Origin of the sequence: Azospirillum sp. CT11-132 (genome assembly GCF_047302835.1) — a bacterium.
Classification (GTDB): Bacteria; Pseudomonadota; Alphaproteobacteria; order Azospirillales; family Azospirillaceae; genus Azospirillum.
Genome location: NZ_JBGLZA010000003.1, coordinates 381,576 through 407,531, shown reverse-complemented (window position 1 = coordinate 407,531; position 25,956 = coordinate 381,576). Strand labels below are relative to the sequence as shown.

Below are 25,956 nucleotides of genomic sequence, written 5' to 3'. Positions count from 1 at the left end.
CCAACGCCGGGAGTTCCCATGGCCAGCATCAGCCGCCGCAACGGCCACCGCGACGCCAGCGCCTGGCCCGGCTGGGTCGACGCCCTGTCGTCGCTGGTGATGGTCGTCATCTTCCTGCTGATGGTCTTCGTCGTGGCGCAGTTCTACCTCGCCACCGCCCTGACCGGCCGGGACGAGCAGCTGACCGCGCTGAACCGTAAGATCGCGGAGATGAACGACCTGCTGGCGATGGAGCGGGATGCCAACGCCGACCTGCGCGTCAACATCACCCAACTGTCGACCGAATTGCAGACCTCCGTCGCCGCCCGTGATGACATGACCCTGTCGCTGAGCCAGCTTCAGGAGGACCGCGACCGCACCGCCCGCACGCTGGAGGAGCTGCAGCGCAACGTCCGCGTCGACCGCGAGACGCTCGACCTGAAGCTGAAGGAAATCCTCAGCCTTCAGAACGACATCAAGGCGTTGCGTGAGGCCCGGCAGAAGCTGGAGGGCGAGTTTGCCGCCGCCGTCGCCGCCGCCAAGCTGACCGAACAGCAACGCCAAGCCCTGTTGGCCGAACTCGGCACCACCCGCGACCGCGCCAAGGCGCTGGAGTCGGAACTGGCCTCCGCCACCGAGAAGACGATGCTGGCGCAGAAGGAGATCGACCAGCGCGACATCCGGCTGAAGGCGCTGGAATCGCAGCTGGCCGATAGCCGCAGCCAAGCCCAGAAGGATATCGACCAGCGCGACCTGCGCATCCGCGACCTGATGGCTTCCCTCACCGGCGAGAAGGCGGAGGGGACCAAGAGCAAGCAGCAGATCGACCTGCTGAACCAGCAGCTTCTGGCCCTGCGTGAACAGCTCGCCCGCATCGGCGCGGCGTTGGAAGCGTCGGAAAAGTCCTCGGCCGAGCAGAAGGTGCAGATCGCGGAGCTGGGCGCCCGGCTCAATCAGGCGCTCGCCGCCAAGGTTCAGGACCTCGCGCGCTACAAGTCGGAGTTCTTCGGCCGCGTCCGCGAGGCGCTGGGCAACCGGCCGGATGTGAAGATCGTCGGCGACCGCTTCGTCTTCCAGTCGGAACTGCTGTTCCCGTCGGGCTCGGCGACGCTGGAGGAGGCCGGCAAGCAACGGCTGGCCGACCTCGCCCGCACCCTGCTCGAGATCGGCAAGGCGATCCCATCCGACATCAATTGGGTTCTGCGGGTGGATGGCCACACCGACATCAAGCCGGTGCGCTTCCAGTTCGCCTCCAACTGGGAACTGTCGTCCGCCCGCGCCATCTCGGTGGTCAAGTTCCTGATCGACCAGGGCATTCCGCCCGAACGGCTGGCCGCCGCCGCTTTCGGCGAATTCCAGCCCATCGACCCCGGCACATCGGACGAGGCGCTGGCGAAGAACCGCCGCATCGAAATCAAGCTGGACCAACGCTGATCGGAACCGCGGCGCCTGGGTGGCTGTTTCTTTCGCATCGACGCTCTTGTCGAAACGAAGGATCATCCATGATGAAGACAGTCATCGCCGCCTTGTCGGTCGCGGTCCTGGCCGGCGGCCTCGCCGCCCTCCCCCACCCGGCCGAGGCCAAGGGATGCGTGAAAGGCGCCGCCGTCGGTGGCGTTGCGGGCCATATGGTCGGGTCTGGCCACGGGGCTGCCGGTGCCGCGGTCGGCTGCGCAGTCGGCCACCACGAAGCCAAGAAGAAGGACGAGGCCAAGAAGCAGACCGACCAGCAGCAGGATTCCCACGGCAACAACCAGCCGTCGAAGTAACCGCTGCCGAACGGGATGGAGCGGCGGGGTGCTTCGATCAGCCCTTCCACTCCTCCCGCAATATGGCGTAGAGGACGTGGTCACGCCATGCGCCGTCGATGCGCAGATAGCCTCGGGCATAGCCCTCGTGGGTGAAGCCGACCTTTTCCAGCAGGCCGCGGCTCGGCAGGTTGGTCGGCAGGCAGGCGGCTTCGACCCGATGCAGGCCGAGTTGCCCGAAGGCGAATTCCAGGACCAGCCGGGTGCCGCCCGACACATAGCCGTTCCGGGCATAGGGCTGGCCGGCCCAGTAGCCGAGCGTCCCCATCTGGGCAACGCCGCGGCGGATGTTGGTCAGGCCGAGTCCGCCGACCAGCGCGTCGGTCGCGCGGTCGAAGATCAGGAAGCTGTAGCCGAGATCGTCGCGCCATTCCTGCGCCTGACGCCGCAGCCGCCGGGAAAAGGCCGTCCGGGTCAGGGCGTCGGCCGGCCAGGTGGGTTCCCAGGGCGTCAGGAAAGCGCGGGATGCGGCGCGGAGGTCGGCCCATTCCCGCCAGTCGCGCGGGAGCGGCGGCCGGATGTAGCAGTGAGGGCCGTCGAGACGGACCGCGGGCGGGCTGATGAGGCCGCTGCCGAGGAGGCGGATCATTGAGCGACCACCCTTCCCACCGCTCTCCGTAAGAGGGGGCTCCGCCGGCCGGATGATCCACGCGATGCCTCCCCCTCACCCCGACCCTCTCCCCGGGGGGGAGAGGGAGAAAAGCGCAGGGGGAGAGAGGTGGCTGCCACCGTCTTCATCGTCAGGCGAGACGCTCCGCGATGCGGTCGTAGCTTTCCAGCTTGGCGATCGGCCCGAGGGCAGCGACGGTCGGGCGGCTGGCACGCAGGCGGGCGGCGGCCTTGACCACGGCATCGCGGTCGACACCGTCGATCTTCGCCACGATCTCCTCCACCGGAACCGGCCGGTCGTAGATCAGGATCTGCTGGCCCAACTGCTCGCAGCGCGACATGGTGCTTTCCAGCGCCATGAGCGTCCCGGCCTTCAACTGGGCGCGGGCGCGGGCGACCTCGTCCTCGGTGACGTCGGCGCCGACCTTGGCGATCTCGTCGCAGACGACAGGGACCAGTTCCGCCACCTCATCCTCGCCGGTGCCGGCATAGACGCCGAACAGACCGCCGTCATGGTAGCCGCCGGTGAAGGTGTAGATGGAATAGACCAGCCCGCGCTTCTCCCGCACCTCCTGGAACAGGCGGGACGACATACCGCCGCCCAGCAGGGTGGACAGCACCGAATGGGCGTAGAAGTCCGGATCATGGACCCCCACCCCGTCGAAGCCGAGCACGAGGTGCATCTGCTCCAGATCGCGGTCCTCGCGGAAGTCGCCGCCGGCATAGCGGGCCGACTCCGGCTTGGGCGGCGCACCGCTCGGCAGATCGCCGAAGGCCTTCATCGCAAGATCGACCATGCGGTCATGCTCGATGCGGCCGGCGGCGGTCAGCACCATTCCCGGCGCGCCGTAATGGCCGGCAATGTAGTCGACCAGAGCCTCGCGCGGCAGGGCGCCGACGATCTCGGCCGAGCCCAGCACCGGACGGCCGATGGCCTGCCCCGGATAGGCGGTGGACTGGAAATGGTCGAAGATGATGTCGTCCGGCGTATCGGCGCTCTGGCCGATCTCCTGCAGAACCACCGTGCGCTCGCGCACCAGTTCCTCGGCGTCCAGCGTGGAGTGCTGGATCATGTCGGACAGGATGTCGAGCGCCAGCGGCGCATCCTCGTGCAGGACCTTGGCGTAATAGGCGGTCTGCTCGCGGGTGGTGTAAGCGTTCAGTTGCCCGCCGACATTCTCGATCTCCTCGGAGATGCGGAAGGCGGACCGGCGGCGGGTGCCCTTGAACAGCATATGCTCGACGAGGTGGGCGACACCGTTGACGCTTGCCGCCTCGTTGCGGGTGCCAACCCCGACCCAGCAGCCGAGCGAAACGGACTGCACGTCGGGCATGGTGTCGGTCGCGACGCGAAGCCCATTGGGCAACGTCGTCACACGAATGGAACTCATGCGGCCTCCTGGGCGGCGCGGGCGCGCGCGGTGACGAAGTCCTGGACCGCCGCCAGATCGTTCGGCAGTTCGGACAGGCGCTCCTCGCGCACATAAAGATCGGACAGGCGCGGCGGCAGCTCCGGCCGGCGGCCGGTCGCCTTTTCCACCGCGTCGGGGAACTTGGCGGGATGGGCGGTGGCGAGAACCACCATGGGAACGGACGGATCGACCCGGCCGGCCGCAACCGCGGCCTTGGCCGCCCCGATGCCGACCGCGGTGTGCGGGTCGAGCAGATAGAGGCTGCCCTTCCAGACATCGGCGATGGTCGCCATGGTGGCGGCCTCGTCCACCCGATGGCCGGAGAAGATGGCCAGCGCGCGGGCGAGCTGCGCGTCGGTCACCGCGAACTTGCCCTCGGTGCGGAAGCGGTTCAGCGCCTCCGTCACCGCGGTGCCGTCGCGGTCGAGCAGGTCGAACAGCAGCCGTTCGAAGTTGGAAGAGATCTGGATGTCCATGCTGGGAGACAAGGTAGGCACGACGGGCGCCGCGACCATGCTCCCACTGGCGAAAAAGCGCGCCAGGATGTCGTTGCTGTTGGACCCCACCACCAGCGTCTCCACCGGCAGCCCCATGGCGCGGGCGCCATAGGCGGCATAGACGTTGCCGAAATTGCCGGTCGGCACGGTGAAGGCCAGCTTGCGGTCGGGGGAGCCCAGCGCCACCGCGGCGGTGAAGTAATAGACGATCTGGGCCATGATGCGCGCCCAGTTGATCGAGTTCACCGCCGACAGCCCCATCCGGTCGCGGAAGGCGCCGTCGTTGAACATCGCCTTCACGAGGTCCTGGCAATCGTCGAAGGTGCCGTCCAGCGCGATGTTGTGGACGTTGGACGACAGCACGCTGGTCATCTGCCGGCGCTGCACCTCCGACGTGCGGCCCTTGGGATGCAGGATGAAGATGTCGACGTTCTGGCGGTCGCGGCAGGCCTCGATGGCGGCGGAGCCGGTGTCGCCGGAGGTGGCGCCGACGATGGTCACCCGCTGCCCGCGCTTGGCCAGCACATGGTCGAACAGGCGGCCGAGCAACTGCAGCGCCACGTCCTTGAAGGCCAGGGTGGGCCCGTGGAACAGTTCCAGCACCCAGGTGGTCGGGTCGACCTGCACGAGCGGGGTCACCGCGGCATGGTCGAAGCTGGCATAGGCGTCACGGACGATGGCGCGGAACTCGTCCTCCGCGATGGCGCCGCCCAGGAAGGGCAGCATCACGCGGACGGCGATCTCGCTGTAGGGCAGCCCGCGCATGGCGCGGATGTCGTCGGCCGTGAACTGCGGCCAAGTCTCCGGCACATAGAGGCCGCCGTCGCGCGCCAGCCCGGCAAGAAGGACGTCCTCGAAACCCAAGACCGGGGCCGCGCCCCGCGTGCTGACGTACCGCACCGCTTACACTCCGTCCGATGAAGTGGGCATAGTTAGCGAGGACCCCGCCCGCACGCAAGCGGTGCGGGACGCACGGCGCATATTCCCGCCGGTGGGGGCCGCCCGGTGGCCGAGGATGGAACGTTTGAAACGCCGTGAAACAGTTTTCCGGGGGGTGTTCAGTGTTCCATCCGGGCCGGAGCCTTTCACGCGGCCTCCTCCACCGCCTCGTCGGCCCCCTCGTCGGCCGTGCGGCGGCGCACCAGGGAGGCGGCGCGTTCCAGCACCTCCGGGCCGGCACCAGGGCGGTGGGCGTTCTCGGCGATGTGGCGGCGGTAGGCCCGGGCGCCGGGCAGGCCCTGGAACAGGCCCAGCATGTGGCGGGTGATGGAGGAGAGCGGCGTGCCGCGGGCCATGCGCGCCTCGATGTAGGGCAGCATGGCATCGATCACCGCGTGGCGGTCGGGACCGGGTTCTCCGCCCATCAGGCGGCGGTCGGCGTCGGCCAGCAGATAGGGGGTCTCGTAGGCGGCGCGGCCTATCATCACGCTGTCGACCTTGCCCAGATGCGCCTCCGCCTCGTCCAGCGTACGGATGCCGCCGTTGATGGCGATGGTCAGATGCGGATATTCCGCCTTCAGCCGGTGAACCAGGTCGTAGCGCAGCGGCGGGATGTCGCGGTTCTCCTTGGGACTGAGCCCCTTCAGCCACGCCTTGCGGGCATGGACGATGAAGTGGGTGCAGCCGGCGGCGGAGACGGTGCGGATGAAATGGTCCAGCGTCGGCCATTCCTCCATCTCGTCGATGGCGATGCGCGACTTGACGGTGACGGGGATCGACACGGCGTCGCGCATGGCGCCGACCAGCCGCGCCACCAGATCGGGCTCCGCCATCAGGCAGGCGCCGAAGCGGCCGGACTGCACCCGGTCGCTGGGGCAGCCGACGTTCAGGTTCACCTCGTCATAGCCCCACTCTTCCGCGATGCGGGCGCAGGCGGCGAGATCGGCCGGATCGGAACCGCCAAGCTGGAGCGCCACCGGATGTTCCGCCGCGTCGAAGCCCAGCAGCCGCTCGCGGTCGCCATGCAGCACGGCGCCTGTGGTCACCATCTCGGTATAGAGCAGGGTCGAGCGCGACAGCAGACGGTGGAAGTACCGGCAATGCCGGTCGGTCCAGTCCATCATCGGGGCGACGCTGAGGGGGATGGCGGGGGTGGACGAAGTCATCAGGACGGTCAGATCGGTGGTGGCGGAACACATCGCCATCACTTGTGGCAAATGGCGATGGAAGGCAAGTCCGGCGTTCAAAACGGTCTGTTTCAGGCGTCGGCAGACGCCAATGCATGGGTCCGGCGCATCGCTGGCCGAACCGGCCGCTCCCTCTCGTCCCAATCGGTGACGAGCCTGCGCAGCGCCGCCAGACCGGTTTCCCGATGCTCCCACGCTCCACGGTCGAGCAGGGCTTCGCATCCGAACAGGAAGATCTCCCGGCCGTCATCGGTCAGCCCCTCCGCAGCGAGCAGGCGGGCGGCAAGCGCTTGGGCACGGGCGCAAAGCCGACTGTCCCCGCTGCGATGAGCGAGCGGCAGAAGGGGAGCGATGAAATTCCCATATCCGTCGACTTCCTCCCCGGACCAGCGAATCCTTTCGAAAAAACGGCAGACCGCCGCCGTCAAGGCCGGGAAGGACCGTTTGCGAACCGCTGCGCTGTGGAGAGTCCGGATGAGCCGGAATCCCATCGCACGAGGGAGAGTGTCGGGTATGGCCGTCCCCTCCTGCACCGCCATCAGGAAGCGGGCCATCAACCAGCGGCGGGTCGCCTGCTGCCTGAAGACGTCAGGGCGAGTCAGCAAGGCTGAAACCATGAATGCCGGATTATCGATCACACCCGCACTTAATGCTGCAATAGCACGTGCCGCAACGGAACGCCATTGCTCAAGCGAAGTAATAGATGTACGTAGAAGGCGGCTGGCAACAAAATCGATTTCCCCAGGATTACTTCTCATGGCAATCCAATTAACAGATATTTCAACAATAGATTCCTGAACACCGTCGTCGAGATATCTTATCTTCTCCAAAAATTCAGAAATAACAAAAGATGCACCAAATTCCGAGCGCAACTCTACATATGAAAGCCAAGAAATAGCCTTTTCCACTACTGACGTAACACTGCTCAACGCATTCAGGCGCCTTATGAGCGGCGATAGAACAAACCCCGCCTCCAGGGAACGTCCATGCGCCGTCAGCCATGTCAGAGCATAGGCAACTGACATTTCAAGGCGTTCGCCCGATAGCTCCAAACGTCCCAGCAGGGGAGGCAGAACAAAGCCCGCCTCTAGGGAGCGGCCATACACCGTCAGCCATGACAGACCATAGGCAACCGACGCTTCAAGACACTCGCCCGATAGTTCCGGACGCCCAAGTAGAGGAGGCAGAACAGACCCTGCCTCCAAGGTGCGGCCATGCGCTGCCAGCCATGACAGACCATGCGCAACCACTGCTTCAAGACGCTCGCCCGATCGCTCCCAACGCTCAAATAGCGTATGTAAGACAAACCATGCCTCCAGGGCACGTCCATGCACTGTCAGCCATGACAGGACATGCACGACCACCGCTTCAAGACGTTCACCCAATAGCTCCGAATGCCTAATTAGGGGGAGCAGAACAAACTCGGCCTCCAGGGAACGGCCATTTTCTGTCAACCATGACAGGCAATCTGCAACCAGCGCTTCAAGACGTTCGCCTGATAGCTCCGAACGCTCAAGCAGCGCATGCAAGACGAATCGCGCCTTCGGGGAACGGCCATGCTCCGCCAGCCATGACAGACCGTGGGCCACCGACGCTTCAAGACGCCGGCCCGTTAGCTCCGAATTCCCAAGTAGGGGAGGCAGAACAAACCCGGCCTCCAAGGAGCGGCCATGCTCCGCCAGCCATGCCAGTCCATGGGCAACCAACGCATCAAATTGTTCGCCTGAAAGTTCCGGACGCCCAAGTAGGGAGCGCAGAACAAACCCGGCCTCCAGCGAACGGCCATTCTCTGTCAACCATGACAGGCAATCTGCAACCAGCGCTTCAAGACGTTCGCCCGATAACTCCGAACGCTCAAGCAACGCGTGCAAGACGAATCGCGCCTTCAGGGAACGGCCATGCTCCGCCAGCCATGACAGACCGTGGGCCACCGACGCATCAAATTGTTCACCTGAAAGCTCCGGACGCCGAAGTAGAGGGCGCAGTACAAACCCTGCCTCCAAGGAACGACCATACGGCGTCAACCATGACAGAACATGGGTAACCGACACTTCAAGGCATTCACCCGAAAGTTCCGGACGCCCAATTAGAGGTGGCAGAACAAACCGAGCCTCTGGCGAAAGGCCATGCGCCGTCAGCCAGGACAGTCCATACCGAATGGACAGGTCCGTTGATGGGTCATCCAGATCGGAGCGCTCAAGAAGGGGCGCTAGCACATGCGAGGCGACTGGCGACGATCCATGGGCATCGATCCATCGAAACAGCGCATCGCTGATCGTGTGGAAATGCCCGGCAGGAGCATGCTTCAACGCCGCCCGCAACAGATGACGCGAATCGACGACGGTGGCGCAGCCAGCCAGCCAGGGGCCGAACAGTGACTCCCATTGCGCGAACAAGGGAGAGGCGAAGGGCGAGTCGAGCAAGGCCCCGACGGCATAGGCGACAGTCGACGGCTTATCCTCCCGCAACAGGCGGGTGAAATCGGCGGAGCGGCGGTCCAGCCAGGACGCGCATGCCTGTTCCAGCGCATCGCGAACGGGCGGCTCCGCCGAGGCGAAGGCTCTGACGAAGGCGGTGGCGATGCGGCCAAGCACCCTTACATCCCGCAGGCCCGGTTCAAGCAGGTTTTCGAGCACCTCGGACCGGATCCGTGGCGCCGCCGGCTCGAACAGACAGCGCTCGACCAGTTCGTCCGCCACCACGTCATGCGCGACGACGGAATAGCCGGCCTCATCCTCCAGCCATCCCATGCGGTGAAGCAAATCGCAGAGATAGGCGGCATCGGCCTCGTCCCCGCCACCGGCCGCCTGCAGAACGGACGCTGCCACAGCCGGCATCTTCGTCCGGGCCAAAGGCGCCGCCGCCAGCATGGCCATGACGGCGATGACCGGCCCGTCGGGTGGCGGGGCGCGGCGCAGCAGACCGGTCGTCGGGGCCGGGGGCGGCAGAAGCTCATCCTCCCTCAGCCGGCTTTCGAGCCAGCGGCGCAAATCCGGACCGGTCTGCCGCGCCTCGGCGATCAGTTCCTGGAGCGTGTCATGCCCGCTGGCCAGACGCCGTTCGATCTCGCGTGCGACGAACAGCGCGATGATCGGGCGTCGCCCGACGATCTCGGCAAGCAGGTCCATCCCGAAACGGATGCAGGCCTGCGGCGCCGCAGTTCGGATCATCGCTTGGGCGATCCGTTCCCGCCTTTCCTCGGCGGGGGCGATCTCATGGGTGACGAAGAATGTCTTCCATTCGTTGTCGTTGAGGGTGGCGGTGCCGGGGCGCGCCATCGCCAGCACCGCCACCCGGCCGCCGCGGGCGGCCGCGGGAACCAGAAGCTGATCGCGCAGCGCCCGCAGCTCCTCGTTCCCGCGCAAACTGCGGTGCTGTTCCAGATAATCGACGATCAGAAGGACCGGGGTGGTTTCCAGGCCGGGCAGCACCTCCTGCTTGATGGCCGAAATGTCCGGGCCGCCTTCACCGCCGGTCGATGCGGTGTGGAGCACACGCCAGCCGCCGGCCAGCGCCAGCCGCGCGACCTCCATCGCCGTGCGCGTCTTGCCGATGCCGCCGGGACCGATGAGAAGCACGCCTCCCTCGTTCGCCCGCTCCTGCAACTCCGCCAGGATGCGTTGGGGATGCTCGGGCGCCTCTTCCGGCGGGGGGATGAAGGCGAGCGTCTCGCTTTTCAGATATGCCCGGACACCGCGCAACCCCGCCTCGACCGTGGCATGGTCCAGCAACGCCTCGACTCCGATGCCAAGCCAGCCGTCCCGCAGCCGGGCATGGCCATTGAAGGCGCTGCGCAGCATCGACCAGTCGACGACCTCGACCCAATCGATGGGCGGGCGGCGGCCGTCCGGCAAGCTACGGAAAAAGCCCTCAATCCGCCCCTTCAGGTCGTCGCGCGCCTGCTGGTTCGGCAGGCGGCCGGAAATGCAATAGAGATACCCCCGCGCGCGGCGCCATGGCGCGTAAAGGTTCGGCCATCCGGCGTCCGCTTGTTTCTTCAGCTTTTCCTCGACCGCCGCCCAGCCCTTCAGAATGTTGGCGGCATGGTTGTCCGACGCTTCGGAGTGCCATTTGCATTCGATGATCAGCGGAAAGGCCGCACCGGCAAGCAGCGGCGCATCCAGCCGTTTGCACTCCATCCAATGATCGATGCTGCCGTCCTGACCGGCGGTCGACGTGACCAGCGCCTGCGCATCCAGTTCCCGCACCCAGTCGCCGACGAGTTGCTGGAAGGCGTCATCGGGCTTTTCGAAAGACGCTCTTCGGGCGCCCTTCATCGGGTCCAGTCGAAAAGCTTCGGGAAAATCGCGCATGCCGCGTCTGAAATTCTGAGGATATCAGCTTCCAGTAGCATGAATGAAAGCCGATCCGCAATGCGACCCTACGGCAGCGGACTTGACGCTCCAAAAACGACTAAGCCCCGCACAAGGCGGGGCTTAAGTCATGAACCGAGAAGATGGCGTCCCCGACGGGAGTCGAACCCGTGTCGCCGCCGTGAAAGGGCGGTGTCCTAGGCCTCTAGACGACGGGGACGTCGTTCGCGGTGACGCGCTTTCTAAAGATCGGAGCCGGGGAGCGCAAGCGCTTTTTTGCATCCCCCGATACTTTTTTGCGCCCTGCCCGCCGGGCGTCTTGCGAAGACTCAGGCGGAGCGCGCAGGCGCCGCGTCGTCGATCAGCAGTTGAACCCCCTCCGAGCCGTTCCAGCGGTCGATGCGCAGCACGCCGGCGAGGTGGAAGGGCGTGCCGCGGCCGGTCAGCAGGGCTTGGCCCATGTCGCTGTCCAGCGCGCGGAAGGCGATGGCCTTCAGCCGGGCGCCGTCGTTGCCCTGCAGGATGCAGCGGACATGGTTGGCGCCCACCACGTCGGCGCGCACGACGCGGGCGTCGGCGATGGCGAAGCGCGGCTCGGAGTTGCCGGTGCCGTAGGGGCCGAGCTTGTCGAGCATGGTCACCAGACCGACACTGGCGCCGCCGACCGACAGGGCGCCGTCCAGTTCCAGCGTCGGCACCAGCGGGGCGGATGCCACCTGTTCGGAGATGCGGCTGTGCAGGAAGTCGCGCAGAGCGTCGATCTTGTCGCCGGCCACGGTGAAGCCGGCCGCCATGCGGTGGCCGCCGCCGGCCAGCAGCAGCCCCTCCTGCCGGGCGGCGATCACCGCCGACCCCAGATCGACGCCACGGACCGAGCGGCCGGACGCCTTGCCGATGACGGTGCCGTCGGCGGTTTCCTCCAGGGCGACGACACAGGCGGGGCGGCTGTAGCGCTCCTTGAGGCGGGCGGCGACGATGCCGATGACGCCGGGATGCCAGCCGACGCCAGTGACGAAGACCAGATCGGTCTCGCGTCCGGCCTCGGCGGCGACACGCTCCAGCGCCTCGTCCAGCACCGCCTGCTCGATGGTGCGGCGTTCGGCGTTGTGGCCTTCCAGCCGCTGGGCGAGTTCCATCGCCTCGATGGGGTCGTCGGTGGAGAGCAGGCGCGCCCCGAGGTCGGATGCGCCCACCCGGCCGCCCGCATTCACGCGGGGGCCGAGGACATAGCCGGCATGATAGGCGTCCGGCTTCTCCTTCACGCCTGCCACGTCGGACAGGGCGGCGAGGCCGGGGTTGGCGCGGCGGGCCATCACCTTCAGCCCCTGCGCCACCAGCGCACGGTTGAGGCCGGTCAGCGGAACCACGTCGCACACCGTGCCGAGAGCGACGAGGTCGAGCCATTCCATCAGGTTGGGCTCGGCCCGGTCGCGGTAGAAGCCGGACTGGCGCAGCGCACGGTTGACGGCGACGATGGTGATGAAGGTGACGCCGGCGGCGCAGAGCGTGCGATAGGCGCCGTCCTCATCCAGCCGGTTGGGGTTGACCAGGGCGACAGCGGGGGGCAGGCGCGGTTCGGCGGCGTGGTGGTCGAGGACGACGACCTCCAGCCCGGCCTCTGCCGCCGCCTCCAGCGCCGCGAAGGCGGAGATGCCGCAATCGACGGTCACCACCAGCCGCACCCCCTCCCCTTTCAGCCGCAGCAGCGCCGCGGCATTCGGGCCGTAGCCTTCGGTGATGCGGTCGGGGACATAGACGCGGATGTCGGCGCCGAGCGAGCGGAAGAAACGGCGCAGCAGCGCGGCGGAGGTGGCGCCGTCGACATCGTAGTCGCCGAAGACCGCCACCGGCTCGCCGTCGCGGATGGCGCGGGCGATGCGCTCGGCCGCCGGATCCATGTCGCGGAAACGCGAGGGGTCGGGCAGCAGCGCCTTCAACGTCGGGTTCAGAAAGGTTTCGCAGGTGTCGTCGGTGACACCACGGGCGGCAAGCACCCGGCCGACGATCTCCGGCAGCCCGCGCCCCTGGGTGAGAGCCTGCGCCTGCCGTTCGTCGCAGGGCCGCGCCTGCCAGCGCTTGCCGGACAGGGAGTTGGCGACGTTGAGGAAGGCGGCGGCTTCGGTCATGGCGGTGCTGCACGGTCGCTGGGATGGGTCCACAGCCATAGCAGAGATGGGCGCGCGGCGCACGGCGGGTGTGGACAGGGGTGGGATGTCGTCGGCTTCGATTGCCCCCACCTAACCTCCCCCGCTCTCAGCGGACCTGCGGTCCGCCTGCCGCGTCAGCACAAAGCAAAGCTTTGTGCGAGAGCTGGGCGGGGGAGGGACTGCCGCTGCCTTACCGATCAAGCACTTGCCCCTCCCCCGCCCAGCGGGGGAGGGTTGGGGTGGGGGTCTAACGCACCCGCACCCGCGCCACCTACGCCGCCCGCATCCACACCGCCGTGTCATGGAACGCCGCGCCACCCGCCGGTGGGACCGGCTCCGGTGAGGTCAGGCTGTTGATGCCGATGCCCTCGACGAAGGCGCTGTTCGGCCAGATGCCTTCGACGATCACGACGCCGCGCGGCACGCCGGCGAAGGGCTTGGCATGAACCAGCACGCTGCCCTGCGGGTTGCCCAACCGCACCGCGTCACCATCGGCCAGACCCAACCCGGCCGCGTCGTCCGGGTGGATCAGCGCGGTGGGGCGGCCTTCGCGGCGCTGGGCGGTCAGCGTCTCGGTGAAGGAGGTGTTGAGGAACTGGCGGGCCGGGGCGGTGACCAGACGGAACGGGTGCTCCGCGTCGGCATCGCGGCCGGGGGGCATGTGGTCGGGCAGTTCCGGCATGCCGCCATAGGGGCCGAGCGCCGCCCAATCGGGCGCGAAGCGGAATTTATCGTCGGGGTGGGCGAAGCCGTTGAGGAAATGCGAGGTCTCGAAATCGGGCTGGGCGTCGATCCAGCGGTTCTCGGTCAGCGTCGCCGCATCGCCGAGGTCGGACGCCTTCAGCATGGCGTCGATGATCTCCAGCGCGGTCATGCCGAAGCCGGGATGTTCGGCACCGACGCGGCGGGCGATCTCGGAAATCACCCAGTGGTTCTCGCGCGCCTCGAATTGCGGCTCGATCACCTTGCGGCCGATCAGGATGTGCATCTGGCCGCCGCCGCGGTAGATGTCGTCATGCTCCAGGAAGGTGGTGGCGGGGATCACCAGATCGGCCAGCTTGGCCGTGTCGGTCATGAACTGCTCGTGGACCGCGACGAACAGATCCTCGCGCAGGAAGCCCTGGCGGACGCGGGTCGAGTCCGGGCAGATCGTCGCCGGGTTGGTGTTCTGGATCAGCATCGCCGTCACCGGCGGGCCGCTGGTCAGGTCACGCGGGTCGCCGGTCAGGACGGCGCCGATGCGCGACTGGTCGAAGCTGCGGACGCCGGTGTCGAGGCGGTCCAACCCCTCCGACAGGGTCTTGTCGAGCTTGTAGATGCCGGACGAGCAGTAGAGCGCGCCGCCGCCCTTGTGCTGCCAGGAACCGGTGACGACCGGCAGGCAGGACACGGCATGGACCTGGGCGGCGCCGTTGTGGGCGCGCGACAGGCCGTAGCCGATGCGCAGGTAGGACCGCTTGGTGGTGCCGTAGAGGCGGGCGAACTCCTCGATCTCCGCCACCGTCAGGCCGGTGATGGACGCCGCCCATTCGGGAGTGCGGGTGGCGAGATGCGCCTCCAGCCGGTCGGTGCCGGCGGCGAGGCGGGCCAGATAGGCGCGGTCGGCGTAGCCGTCACGGAACAGCACATGCATCACCGCGCAGGCCAGGGCCCCATCGGTGCCCGGCCGCAGCATCAGGTGCAGGTCGGAGACCTCGGCCGTGCCGGTGCGGTAGGGGTCGATGGTGACCAGCTTGGCGCCGCGGCCCTTCCGGGCGCGGCTGACATGGGTCATGACGTTGACCTGGGTCGCCACCGGGTTGCCGCCCCAGTTGACGATCAGGTCGCTCTCCGCCATTTCGCGTGGGTCGGCGCCGCGGATGTCGCCATAGCCGGCGAGCCAGCCCATGTTGGCCGGCGTGTCGCACACCGTGCTGGTCTGGCGCGAATAGCCCTTGGCATGGCGCAGGCGCTGGATGGCGCCACGCTGCACCAGACCCATGGTGCCGGCGTAGAAATAGGGCCAGACAGCCTCGGGGCCGTAGGTGCGCTCGGCGGTCAGGAAGGCGTCCGCGATGCGGTCGAGCGCCTCGTCCCAGCCGATCTCCTTCCACTGGCCGGAGCCCTTGGGGCCACTGCGCAACAGGGGCGTCTTCAGCCGGTCGGGGGAATGCACCCGCTCGGCATAGCGGCTGACCTTCGCGCAGATGACGCCGGCGGTGTAGCTGTTCTCCGCCGCGCCGCGCACCTTGCCGATGCGATCGGGGGCGAGACGCTCCACCTCCAGCGCGCAGGTGCTGGGGCAGTCGTGCGGACAGGCGGTGGGGAGGAGCTGGGCCGGCAAGGCTAACCTCTGGTCTGGCTGGCGGCGGGAGAAGACCGCAAGTTTAGGCCCGGCCGCGCGTCCGCTTCAATGCACAACAATGTATGGGTACAATAATGAAGGGCCGCGAAGCCCAATTCCGGACTTCGCGGCCCCTGCCGTTTCGACGAGAAAATCCCCTGACGACTTGTGGTTCTACCCTTATCGGTTCACATGGCCCCGATCAGGCGCGGGAACCACAGCGAGATCGCCGGCACATAGGTGACGAGGCCGAGGAAGATCAGCATCGTCAGCAGCCACGGCCACACCGCCACCGTCAGTTCGGTGATGCCCATCTTGGTGATGCCTGACGCGACGTAGAGGTTCAGGCCCACCGGCGGGTGGCACATGCCGACCTCCATGTTCACGATGATCAGGATGCCGAAATGGACCGGGTCGATGCCCAGCGACATCGCCACCGGGAACAGGATCGGCGCCATGATCAGGACGATGGACGACGGCTCCATGAAGTTGCCGGCGGCCAGCAGCACGATGTTCACCACCAGCAGGAAGACCCAGACGCCCAGATGCTGGCTCTGGATCCAGGCGGCCATCGTCTGCGGGATCTGCTCCGACGTCATGACGAAGGAGAAGAGGACCGCGTTGGTGATGATGTAGAGCAGCATCGCCGACATGCTGGCGCTGTCCAGCAGCACCTTCGGCACCCGGCTGAGCGGCATGTCGCGGTAGACGAACACCGCCACGATGAAGGCATAGACCGCGGCCATCGCCGCCGCTTCCGTCGGGGTGAAGACGCCGGTGTAGATGCCGCCCATGACGACGACGATCAGCAGCAGGCCCCAGAAGCTTTCACGGAAGGAGCGCCAGCGCTGGCCGGCCGACGCCTTGGGCAGGCGGGGATAGCCGTACTTGCGGGCGCGGTACCAGGTGGTGAAGCCGAGGAAGGCGGCCAGCATCAGGCCCGGCACCACGCCGGCCAGGAACATCTGGCCGATGGACGGCGCCTGCGGGTGGCCGGTGGTGGCGACGCAGTACATCACCATCACGATCGACGGCGGGATCAGGATGCCGAGAGCGCCCGAGGTGGTGACGATGCCGGCGCCGAAATTCTTCGGGAAGCCCTGATTGACCATCGCCGGCAGAATGATGGAGCCGATGGCGACCACCGTCGCCGGGCTGGAGCCCGACACCGCCGCGAACAGGGCGCAGGCGAGAACGCCGGCCAGACCGAGGCCGCCGTGCCAGTGCCCGACCATCGAGGTGGCGAAGTTGATCATGCGCCGGGCGACGCCGCCGTGCGTCAGGAAGTTGCCGGCCAGGATGAAGAACGGGATCGCCATGATCTCGAACTTCTCGATGCCGGTGAACAGCTTCAGCGCCACCGCCGCGATCGGCACGTCGGTCATGGTGAACAGGAAGGTCAGAACCGTCAGGCCGAGCGAGATGGAGATCGGCATGCCGGTGAGCATGAGGGCCAGCAGCAGCCCGAAGATGATGGCGGCGTTCATGCCGGGCCTCCTTCATTGGCGGCTTCGACCGGGTCGATACCTTCGACCTGGGCATGATCGTGGTGGGGCAGCTCGCCGGTCCGGATGAAGGTCCAGGCGACCTGGAGGAAGCGGAAGCACATCAGGTAGGAGCCGAGCGGGATCGCCAGATAGATGATCCACATCGGCCATTCCAGGTCGGCCGACACCTGCTCCGTCTCCGACATGTGGTAGACGAAGGTGGCGCCCAGCGTGCCGACGACGCCGGTGAACAGGGCGCCGGCCAGCAGGCCGAAGATGACGAAGCGGCCGCGGATATCCGGCCGCAGCCGGTTGATCACCACGTCCACGCCGACATGGATGCCGGTGCGCACGCCATAGGCGGCGCCGAACTTGGCCATCCACACGAACAGGTAGATGCACAACTCCTGGGCCCAGGCCAAATTCCAGTGGATGACGTAGTCCTGGATGTAGGGCACGCCGGAAAGATAACGGTGAAGGACGGCCGCGAAGATGACGAGCGTCGCCACCGCCATGAGCGAGGCGATCAGCGTCTCCTCAAGGCGGTCGAGCAGTTTCATGAGCATGTCGGGGGGATCTCCCGGTCGGCGGAGATGGTCCGGTGCGCTGGAGAGGCGCCGCAAAACCCACGGCGCTCCGTCTGGCCATCACCCCCGCGAATGCGGGGATCCAGGCGACTGCCGCAGCGAAAGCACCGGAAAGGCTGGATTCCCGCCTTTGCGGGAATGACGGCCGAATAAGGTGGAAGTCGCGTTGGAATGGGCGACGCCTTCCGACGGGAAGACGCCGCCCGCTCGCAAGTCCTTACATCTTGAACCCGGCCGCGGCGGCTTCCTTGTAGATCGCTTCGATCAGGTCCTTGCCGACGCGGGATTCGGCTTCCTTGTGGACCGGCTTCAGAGCCTTGATCCAGGCCTCGCGCTCTTCCTTGGTCTGGGTGTGGAACTCGGTCTTGCCCGACGCCTTCATCTGGGCCAGCGCGACGTCGTTCTCGTTCTGGGCGATGTCGTTGGCGTAGTCGGTCGCCTCCTTCATCGCCTCTTCCAACTTGCCGCGGAGGTCGGCGGGCAGGCCTTCCCAGAACTTCTTGTTCACGATGACCGCATAGCCGAGATAGCCATGGTCGGTCAGCGTGGCGTACTTCTGCACCTCGTGCATCTTCTGGGTGTACATGTTCGACGGCGGGTTCTCGGTGCCGTCGACGACGCCGGTCTGCAGCGCCTGGTACACTTCGGAGAAGGCCATCACCTGCGGCAGGGCGCCGAGCGCGCGCATCTGGGCGTCCAGAACCTTGGACGACTGGATGCGCATCTTCAGGCCCTTCACGTCCTCCGGCTTGATGAGCGGCTTGTTGGCGCTCATGATCTTGAAGCCGTTGTCCCAATAGGCCAGCCCGATGATGCCCTTGGACTCCAGCTTCTGGAACAGCTTCTTGCCGATCTCGCCCTTGGTGACGCGCTGCAGGACTTCCTTGCTGGGGAAGATGTAGGGCAGGTCGAAGACCTCGAATTCCTTGGCGCCCAGCGGGCCGAACTTGGCCAGCGACGGGGCCAGCATCTGCACGGCACCCAGCTGCAGCGCCTCAAGCTCTTCCTTGTCCTTGTAGAGCTGGCTGTTCGGATAGACCTCGACCTTGACCTTGCCGGCCGTCAGCTTCTCGGCCAGTTCCTTGAACTTCTCGGCACCCTTGCCCTTCGGCGTCTCCGGCGCGACGACGTGGCTGAACTTGATGACGATCTGGTCCTGGGCCCAGGCCGTCGAAATGGCCATCGGCGCCGCCATCATGCAGCCGACCGCAGCCGCGCACAGGAGCTTCACGAGTTTCATGGGTGCGTCCCCCTTCCGGTGTTGATTGTCGACAGTGCGGATTGTTCCGCCCCGTACTTGTCGCGCATTGTTCATGATCGGACGAATTGCGGCTATTGTGGATATCCGCAGAGTCGGCCTATCCCACTTTCGTCCGGTCCCGCCATCTCCCGCAGCCACACTTTCGTGTCCGTTCCAATGTCGCACCCGTTCCGCACCGGCGCCTCCCCTGCCCGCCCCTCCTTGAGCAATTTCGGGCGGGCGGTGCGGCACGCCATGCCGGTGGTGGCGATGGCCCTGGTCGTGGTGCTGCTGGGCGCCTTCCTGTGGCTGCTTCAGCGCAACGAGCGCGACGAGGATGCGCTGGCGCTGATCAAGGACGCGCTGTGGGTCGAGCAGAACCTGCATTTCCAACTCGCCTCCGACGAGGACAAGCTGGAAAGGCTGGCGGAGACGCTGGGGCGCACCGAGGTGGACATGCGGCAGTTCGCCGCAATGGCCCGGCTGGTGGTGAACACCAACCCGGCGATCGAACGGGTGCTGTGGCTGGACGCCCAGGGGCGCACCCAACTGGCCGAGCCGCCGCGGCGGGGCACCGGCGCGGCGGCCGGGGAAAATGCGGCCAAGGAAAATGCGGATGGGGACGACAGCCGGCTCGGCGGGCTGAGCCGGACCGACGCCGTGCGCATCGCCCGCTCCTCCGGCCTGCGCGCCCACAGCGCGCCCTATCGGGTCGATGCCGGCAACCATGGCTTCGACGCCGCCTTCCCGCTGTTCCGCGACGGCAAGTTCGCCGGCGCGCTGGTCGGCGTCTTCTCGTTCGAGGCGATGCTGACCCACCATGTCCCCTGGTGGTTCGCCCAGCGCTACCAGCTGGAGGTGATCGACGCGAGGGGGGCGGTCCTGGGGTCGAAGTCGCGGATGTCGGTGCCGGGGTCGATGGCGGGGCCGGCGCCGGACCCGGCGCGCAGCCACGTCATCCCGTTCGACCCGCCCGGCCACGGGCTGGCGCTGGTCGCCACCGCCTATCCCAGCGATTCGAACGTCATGCGCACGGTTCTGGTGGCGGCGATCTTCGCGCTGACCGGATCGGCGCTGTGGAGCCTGTGGTCGCTGCGCCGCCACATCGCCGGCCGGCTGCGCGCCGAGGAGGCGCTGCGCGAGGAGCACGCCTTCCGCAAGGCGATGGAGGACAGCCTGACCGTGGGCATGCGCGCCCGCGATCTGGAAGGGCGCATCACCTACGTCAATCCGGCCTTTTGCAAGATGGTCGGGCTGGAGGCCGAGGATCTGATCGGACGCGGCCCGCCGGCGCCTTATTGGCTGCCGGAGGAGATCGACCAGGCCGAGGCCGCCTTCCAGGACGTGCTGGCCGGCCGCGCGCCGGAGAGCGGGCTGGAGATGCGGTTCCAGCGCCCCAACGGCGAACGCTTCGACGCCCTGATCTACGAGGCGCCGCTGATCGACGCCAACGGGCGCCAGACCGGCTGGATGGGCTCCGTCCTCGACATCACCGAGCGCAAGCGCGCCGAGGAGCTGGCCCGCCAGCAGCAGGAACGGCTGCAACAGACCTCGCGCCTGATCACCATGGGCGAGATGGCCTCCACCCTGGCGCATGAGCTGAACCAGCCGCTGTCGGCCATCGCCAGCTATTGCACCGGCTGCCTCAACCGCCTGCGCTCCGACCGCTGCGACAATCAAGAGGTGGCGGCGGCGCTGGAAAAGCTGGCGGCCCAGGCCAAGCGCGCCGGGCTGGTGGTGCGCCGCATCCACGACTTCGTGCGCAAGCGCGATCCGAAGGTCGCCCCCTGCTCGCTGTCCCGCGTGCTGGAGGATTGCGTCGGGCTGGCCGGCAGCGATGCCGCAAGGCTGGGCGTGCGGGTGGAGCTGGACGCCCCGGCCGACCTGCCGCCGGTCACCGGCGACCGCATCCTGCTGCAGCAGGTGGTGCTGAACCTGATGCGCAACGGGATCGAGGCGATGGCCCGCACCCCGCGCGCCGACCGCCGGCTGACCGTCACCGTCCGTCTGGCCGGCGGCGATGACAGCGGACAGGCCGGCGACGGCGAAGGCCGCGTGCTGCTGACGGAGATCCGCGATCATGGCTGCGGCATCGCGCCGGATGTCGCCGACCGGCTCTTTTCCCCTTTCTTCACCACCAAGCGCGAAGGTATGGGCATGGGCCTGAACATCTGCCGCTCCATCGTCGAGCACCACCGCGGCCGGCTGTGGTTCGAGGCGGTGGCGGACGGGGACGGCCCCCCCGCGGGAACGCGCTTCCTGTTCACCCTGCCCGTTCACGCCCAGGCTGCGGACCGTCTTCCCGACCGCACCGCGCCAGACAACACCTCTCAAGACAACACCACCGAGGCCGCCGAATGACCACGCTCCACATCGTCGACGACGACGAGGCCATCCGCGACGCGCTCGGCTGGCTGTTCCAGTCGCGCAACGTCCCGGTGGCCGGCTGGCCGTCCGCCGAAGCCTTTCTGGAGGCATGGCGTCCGGACACCGCCGGCTGCCTGCTGCTGGACATCCGCATGGAGGGGATGAGCGGGCTGGAGCTGTTCGACCGGCTGCTCGCCAAGGGCTGCCGCATGCCGGTGATCTTCCTGACCGGCCACGGCGACGTGCCGATCGCCGTCGGCGCCCTGAAGAAGGGAGCCCGCGATTTCGTGGAGAAGCCCTTCAACGACAACGAACTGGTCGACCGGGTGATCGACGCGCTGGCCTTCGATGCCGAACAGCGCGAGCGCGAGGCGGGACAGGCGGGGCTGACGGCCCGGCTGGCCACCCTGACCCAGCGCGAGCGGCAGGTGATGGAGCTGGTCGTCGCCGGGCGGCTGAACAAGGTCATCGCCGACGAACTGGGCATCAGCATGCGGACGGTGGAGGTCCACCGCAGCCATGTGTTCGAGAAGATGCGGGTGAAGACGGCGGTCGAACTGACCCGGCTGCTGACCGGCGCGTCCTGAACGGCCCCTCCCGAACAGCTGGGCCCGATTGGGGGAAACCCGCGAAGACGCGGACGTCACTGGAGTCGGTGCGGATCCCGTACTACTCTGCCCTGCCACTCCGGTGGTTTTACGCAGTGGTTTGGAGCATCGGCGGTTGCGTTTTCGGTTACCCAGTTCCCTGCTCGCCATCGGTCTGGCCGTGGTCGCGCCCCTGCTGCTGTTCGGCGCCGTTCTGGTCTGGCAGCTGGACATGCGCGAACGGGCGGAGACGGAGGACGCGCTGCAATCGGTGGCGCAGTCGCTGTCGCTGTCGGCCGACCGCGAACTGGCCAGCCAGCTGCGGCCGCTGGAACTGCTGGCATCGCTGCTTCAGCCCAATGTCGACGATCTGAGGACCTTGTACCAGGAGACGACCACCGCCACCCACAGCCAACCGGGCTGGCTGGCGATGGGGCTGATCGACGCCGACACCGGGCGCTTCGTCTTCCACACCCATTACCCGCTGGGGGTCCAGCCGCTACCGCCGCCGCGGCTGGACGAGGTCACCCGACACGTCATCGAAAGCCGCCGCGCGGTGATCGGCGGCGTGCTGCCGCCGGGTGGGCCGCCGGGCCGTCCGTCGCTGATCCTGCGCGCGCCGATCATGCAGTTCGACCCCGTGCGCCAAAGCGACCGGGTGCGGTATATCCTGTCGCTGGCCGTCGGGCTGGAGGGGCTGAGCGGCGCATTGCGAACCCGCGACACCCCGCCGGAATGGACGGTCACGGTCATCGACCCGACCATGCTGATCGCCGCCCGCTCCCACAACGCCGCCGCCTATCTGGGCCAGAAGACCTATGCGGCGCTGGAGGCGCGAATCCGGACCGGCAGCAACCGCATGTTCCTCGGCAGGACCAAGGATGGGGTGGAGGTCCATGCCGTCATCCACCGCTCCCCGGAAACCGGCTGGTCGGTGGTGCTGGGCGTGCCCTCGGATATCGTGCAGCGGGAGCTGAACGCCACCCGGATGACGGTGGTCGGCGGCGGCGCCCTGGCCTGCGCGGCGACGCTGATGCTGGCCCTGCTGGTGACGCGCGCCTTTCGCCGCCGCCGCAGCGCCGAGGAGGAGGTGCGCCGCGCCCGCGAGGCGGTGCTGATCGAACAGCGCCGCCGGCTGGAATCGGAAAAGGAGCATGCCGAGGCGGCCAACCGGGCCAAGAGCGACTTCCTGGCCAACATGAGCCACGAGCTGCGAACGCCGCTGAACGCCATCATTGGCTTCGCCGAGGCGCTGATGTCCGGCATCTTCGGCGCCGCCCCGCCCAAGCATGTCGAGTATCTGTCCGCGATCCACCAGTCCGGCCGCCACCTGCTGGACCTCGTCAACGAATTGCTGGACATGGCCAAGATCGAAGCCGGCCGGCTGGAGCTGTTCCCGGCCAACGTCGCACTGGACGAACTGCTGGACGACTGCCTGGGGCTGGTGGAGGCGCTGGCCCTGCGCAAGGGCGTGACCCTGACCGGCGGCGCCATCGCGAAGAACCTGCGGGTCACGGTGGATGGCGTGCGCATGCGTCAGGCGGTGCTGAACGTCCTGTCCAATGCCATCAAGTTCACCCCGCCGGGCGGCGCCGTGCGGGTGGAGGCGGCCCCCGGCTCCGACGGCACGGGCGCGGTCATCGTGATCGCCGACACCGGCGTCGGCATGACCGCGGACGAGCTGCTGATCGCGATGGAGCCGTTCCGTCAGGTCCACAATTACCTGACCAAGGCGGAGGCCGGAACCGGGCTGGGCCTGCCACTGGCCCGCCGATTCATCGAGGCCCATGGCGGCAGCCTGACCCTGGACAGCAGCCCCGGCGTCGGCACCGCGGTGACGATCAGGCTGCCGTAGGGACAGGTTGCCGTTGAGGGAGTGCCTCAACCCCGGCGGGGCGGGCGTCCGGGAAGCATCGCGCGCTGCAGCTTGGCGCCGGCAAGGTCGGCGCCGTCCATGTCGGCACTGTCGAGGTTCGCGTCGGACAGGTTGGCCTGCACCAGACAGGTGCCGACCATCAGGGCGCCGCGCAGGTCGGCCCCCATCAGGTTGGCGGCCCAGGAGCGGCCGGTGGGGCGGCCCGAGGGATCCTTGATCGCCGCCGGACCCAGCCGAACCCGCGTCAGGTCGGCGCCGGTCAGCACGGCGTAGCTGAGGTTGGCGCCCGACAGGTCGGCGCCCATCAGGTTGGCGCCCTCCAGATTGGCGCCGGACAGGTCGGTCATCATCAGCCGGGCGCCGGTCAGCGCCGCCGCCGACAGGTTCGCCCCGCGCAGGCTTGCGGCGCTGAGATTGACGTTGCGCAGGTCGGCGCGGCTGAGGTCGGTGCCGTCGAGGTCGGCCCTCTGGCCGCGCTGGCCGAAGCTGTCGATCCAGCGTTCATGGTCGAAGATGGCGCGCTGGATCTCCGACCCCATGCTGTCGATGGGGCGGGTCATCTGCGCGGTGGCGATCCGGGTGGAGGACAGGTCGCAGTCGGCCATCCGCGTGCCGACCATGTCGGCCTTGTCGAAGCGGGTGCCGTCCAGCGCCGCGCCCGACAGGTTGGCGCCGTTCAGCCGCGCCCCCGTCAGGTCCGCCCCGTTCAGCACCGCCCCCGACAGGTCGGCGTTCTGCAGCACCGCGCCGCTGAGGTCGGCGTCCGCCAGATTGGCGCCGCGCAGCACCGCGCCGGTCAGGTCGGTGGGAATGCCGCCTTCCGCCGTCAGGCCGTTCTGCAGGCGGGCCAGGGCTGCCTTGTGGATCTGGCGGGCGCTTTCGGCGTCCTGCGCATCGGGGCCGGCGCCGCGCCGCGCGGTGCCGCCCGGTTCCAGCGTGCCGGCGCGCAGGTCGGCGCCCTTCAGGTTGGCATTGGAGAAGTCGGCCGCGCGCAGCCGCGCGCCGCGCAGATCGGTCTGCATCAGGTTGGCGCGGCTGATGTCCGCATCGCGCAGATCGACGCCGAACAGGTCTGCGCCGGCCAGATTGGTGCCGTTCAGCCGCCCGCGCGCCAACCGCGCACCGACCAGACGTGCGCCGCGCAGGTCACGCTGCGACAGGTCCGCACCCTCCAGGTCGGCCATGGCGAGGTTGGCACGGGCACCGCCCGGCTGGCCCTTGATCCAGCGGGCATGCCGATCCAGCACCTCGGCCAGTTGGTCGGGCCGGAAGAAGGACACGGTCGAGGCGGTCGGTGAGGTGGTTGGCACGGACAAGTTGTCGCCGTGAAAATGGTTACATCGCGACAATCATGCGATTCATTCCTTACCGAAGGCTGAATGAATCCCCCTTTTGCGCACTCCCTTTCGGGGGATGCGCTTCGGCCGCCCGCCGCTATGGCTCCTCGCCGATGCGGCGTCAGGGTCCGGCGGGACGGATATGGAAAACAGACGCTTGGCCTAGGCGCGGCAATAGGCCCCTCCCTGTTTCTGCCGGTGATGATACGGCATTGGTCCCGAGTCGCGCACGTTACGGTTCTGTAATCGAACCACCTGCGAACGAGTCGCGAACAGCTTCGACTCGGCTGCTGGGACGGCGGGCGGGCGAGTCGGCGGAAACCCTGGAGTCACCGAAAAACCGGCATCGGTTAAGCAATGGTTTCTTGACAGAAAAGGCCACGGGCATCCTAAAAGTGTCCCACCTTTCGGAATAACGCACCGCAGCGCGCCTTGACCTTAGCCAGGGTGTGACTTTGGCCGTAACCGGAACGATGGGCTCCAGAGGACGGATCCCGGGTGCCGGAGCGGAAAAACGGGATATGAAGGAAGAATGATGAAGGATGCGGACGCCCGGTCGATCATGACCGCACGCCCGAGCGCTGGCGAGAGCCACGCCACCGAACGCCATCATCCTGATCGCTGCCATCTCGATCGCCGCCATCTTCTGCGCGCCGGCCTGGGGCTGGCGGCGGCGGCATCAGCCGGGGGAACCCTGTTCAGCAGCGAAGAGGCGGAGGCCGCCGCCCTGCGCGCCCCGCCGCGGGTGCTGTCCCTGGTGAACCTGCACACCGGCGAGAAGCTCAACGCCGAATACTGGTCGAGGGGCCGCTACGTGCGCGACGCGATGCGCGCGGTCAACCATCTGCTGCGCGACCACCGCAACAACTCGGTGCACGCCATCGACCCGAAGCTGCTGGATCTGGTCCATGCGCTGAGCCGCAAGCTCGGCCGCCGCGGCCCAATCGAGATCGTCTCCGGCTACCGCTCGCCGGAGACCAACGCGATGCTGCGCGAGGCCGACCACAGCGGCGTCGCCCAGAACAGCTTCCACATGCGCGGCATGGCCATCGACCTGCGGGTGCCGAACATGGCCACCCGGCATCTGCAGCGGGCGGCGCTGAGCCTGCGCGGCGGCGGGGTCGGCTATTACCCCGACAGCAACTTCGTCCATGTCGACGTCGGCCCGCTGCGCCACTGGTGAGCGCTATCCGACACGGAGATCCACGTCGAAGGCCCCGGACGCCCATCCGGGGCCTTCGACGTTTCGGGGGCGACGTTT

Annotated in this window: 17 protein-coding genes and 1 tRNA gene; 6 read left to right on the top strand and 12 right to left on the bottom strand. The window is 67.5% G+C overall.

Going from position 1 to position 25,956, the window contains the following annotated elements; all coding sequences use genetic code 11:
• The first annotated feature begins 18 nt into the window (after window positions 1-18).
• Window positions 19-1,413, top strand: a complete 1,395-nt coding sequence (locus tag ACCD06_RS07660) for a peptidoglycan -binding protein (RefSeq protein WP_413339859.1) — start codon at window positions 19-21, stop codon at window positions 1,411-1,413.
• A gap of 68 nt (window positions 1,414-1,481) precedes the next feature.
• Entirely contained in the window at window positions 1,482-1,748 is a 267-nt protein-coding gene (locus ACCD06_RS07655) for a hypothetical protein (protein ID WP_211103601.1), read from the top strand.
• Between the two features lie 37 nt (window positions 1,749-1,785).
• Here ACCD06_RS07655 and ACCD06_RS07650 read toward each other — a convergent pair whose 3' ends face one another.
• The 11 genes from ACCD06_RS07650 to ACCD06_RS07600 all read right to left on the bottom strand — a co-directional run bounded on the left by ACCD06_RS07650 (window position 1,786) and on the right by ACCD06_RS07600 (window position 18,528).
• The gene (locus ACCD06_RS07650; protein ID WP_109155485.1) at window positions 1,786-2,376 is read right to left on the bottom strand and encodes a GNAT family N-acetyltransferase; all 591 of its coding nucleotides are present in this window, start codon (window positions 2,374-2,376) and stop codon (window positions 1,786-1,788) included.
• A 151-nt stretch (window positions 2,377-2,527) separates the two neighbouring features.
• A complete protein-coding gene (locus tag ACCD06_RS07645) occupies window positions 2,528-3,787 on the bottom strand; it encodes a M16 family metallopeptidase (protein WP_109155486.1) in 1,260 nt (419 codons plus the stop codon).
• Complete coding sequence (thrC, locus tag ACCD06_RS07640; protein ID WP_413339856.1) at window positions 3,784-5,205, bottom strand: threonine synthase; 1,422 nt, start codon at window positions 5,203-5,205, stop codon at window positions 3,784-3,786. Before thrC ends, ACCD06_RS07645 begins: the two co-directional genes overlap by 4 nt.
• A 185-nt stretch (window positions 5,206-5,390) precedes the next feature.
• Entirely contained in the window at window positions 5,391-6,443 is a 1,053-nt protein-coding gene (gene dusA / locus ACCD06_RS07635) for a tRNA dihydrouridine(20/20a) synthase DusA (RefSeq protein WP_413339854.1), read from the bottom strand.
• A gap of 59 nt (window positions 6,444-6,502) precedes the next feature.
• Window positions 6,503-10,744 carry a hypothetical protein gene (locus tag ACCD06_RS07630; protein ID WP_413339852.1) on the bottom strand — a complete coding sequence of 1,414 codons (4,242 nt, stop codon included), beginning with the start codon at window positions 10,742-10,744 and terminating at the stop codon, window positions 6,503-6,505.
• A gap of 144 nt (window positions 10,745-10,888) precedes the next feature.
• A tRNA-Glu gene (locus ACCD06_RS07625) sits at window positions 10,889-10,964 on the bottom strand.
• Window positions 10,965-11,073: 109 nt separating this feature from the next.
• On the bottom strand, window positions 11,074-12,870 hold the full coding sequence (gene recJ / locus ACCD06_RS07620; protein WP_413339850.1) for a single-stranded-DNA-specific exonuclease RecJ: 1,797 nt from the start codon (window positions 12,868-12,870) through the stop codon (window positions 11,074-11,076).
• A 292-nt stretch (window positions 12,871-13,162) separates the two neighbouring features.
• The gene (locus tag ACCD06_RS07615; RefSeq protein WP_413339848.1) at window positions 13,163-15,214 is read right to left on the bottom strand and encodes a molybdopterin-dependent oxidoreductase; all 2,052 of its coding nucleotides are present in this window, start codon (window positions 15,212-15,214) and stop codon (window positions 13,163-13,165) included.
• 188 nt (window positions 15,215-15,402) lie between these two features.
• Entirely contained in the window at window positions 15,403-16,701 is a 1,299-nt protein-coding gene (locus tag ACCD06_RS07610) for a TRAP transporter large permease (RefSeq protein WP_109155491.1), read from the bottom strand.
• Window positions 16,698-17,267, bottom strand: a complete 570-nt coding sequence (locus ACCD06_RS07605; RefSeq protein WP_199231850.1) for a TRAP transporter small permease — start codon at window positions 17,265-17,267, stop codon at window positions 16,698-16,700. The genes ACCD06_RS07610 and ACCD06_RS07605 overlap by 4 nt, the downstream gene beginning before the upstream one ends.
• Window positions 17,268-17,505: 238 nt before the next feature.
• Complete coding sequence (locus tag ACCD06_RS07600) at window positions 17,506-18,528, bottom strand: TRAP transporter substrate-binding protein (protein WP_109155492.1); 1,023 nt, start codon at window positions 18,526-18,528, stop codon at window positions 17,506-17,508.
• Between the two features lie 177 nt (window positions 18,529-18,705).
• On the opposite strand from ACCD06_RS07600, the gene ACCD06_RS07595 reads away from it, so the two are divergent.
• From ACCD06_RS07595 to ACCD06_RS07585, 3 genes are all read left to right on the top strand, one after another.
• Window positions 18,706-20,889, top strand: coding sequence for a two-component system sensor histidine kinase NtrB (locus tag ACCD06_RS07595; protein WP_413339844.1), 2,184 nt, complete (start codon window positions 18,706-18,708; stop codon window positions 20,887-20,889).
• Entirely contained in the window at window positions 20,886-21,482 is a 597-nt protein-coding gene (locus ACCD06_RS07590; protein WP_109153252.1) for a response regulator transcription factor, read from the top strand. Before ACCD06_RS07595 ends, ACCD06_RS07590 begins: the two co-directional genes overlap by 4 nt.
• Before the next feature lie 136 nt (window positions 21,483-21,618).
• Window positions 21,619-23,337, top strand: a complete 1,719-nt coding sequence (locus ACCD06_RS07585; RefSeq protein WP_413339842.1) for a sensor histidine kinase — start codon at window positions 21,619-21,621, stop codon at window positions 23,335-23,337.
• Window positions 23,338-23,363: 26 nt separating this feature from the next.
• Here the strand turns inward: ACCD06_RS07585 and ACCD06_RS07580 are convergent, their stop codons facing one another.
• Window positions 23,364-24,668 (bottom strand): pentapeptide repeat-containing protein, encoded by a 1,305-nt coding sequence (locus ACCD06_RS07580; protein WP_109153254.1) that lies wholly within the window; start codon window positions 24,666-24,668, stop codon window positions 23,364-23,366.
• 559 nt (window positions 24,669-25,227) lie between these two features.
• Here ACCD06_RS07580 and ACCD06_RS07575 point away from each other — a divergent pair.
• Entirely contained in the window at window positions 25,228-25,878 is a 651-nt protein-coding gene (locus tag ACCD06_RS07575; protein ID WP_247871097.1) for a DUF882 domain-containing protein, read from the top strand.
• Window positions 25,879-25,956: the final 78 nt, after the last annotated feature.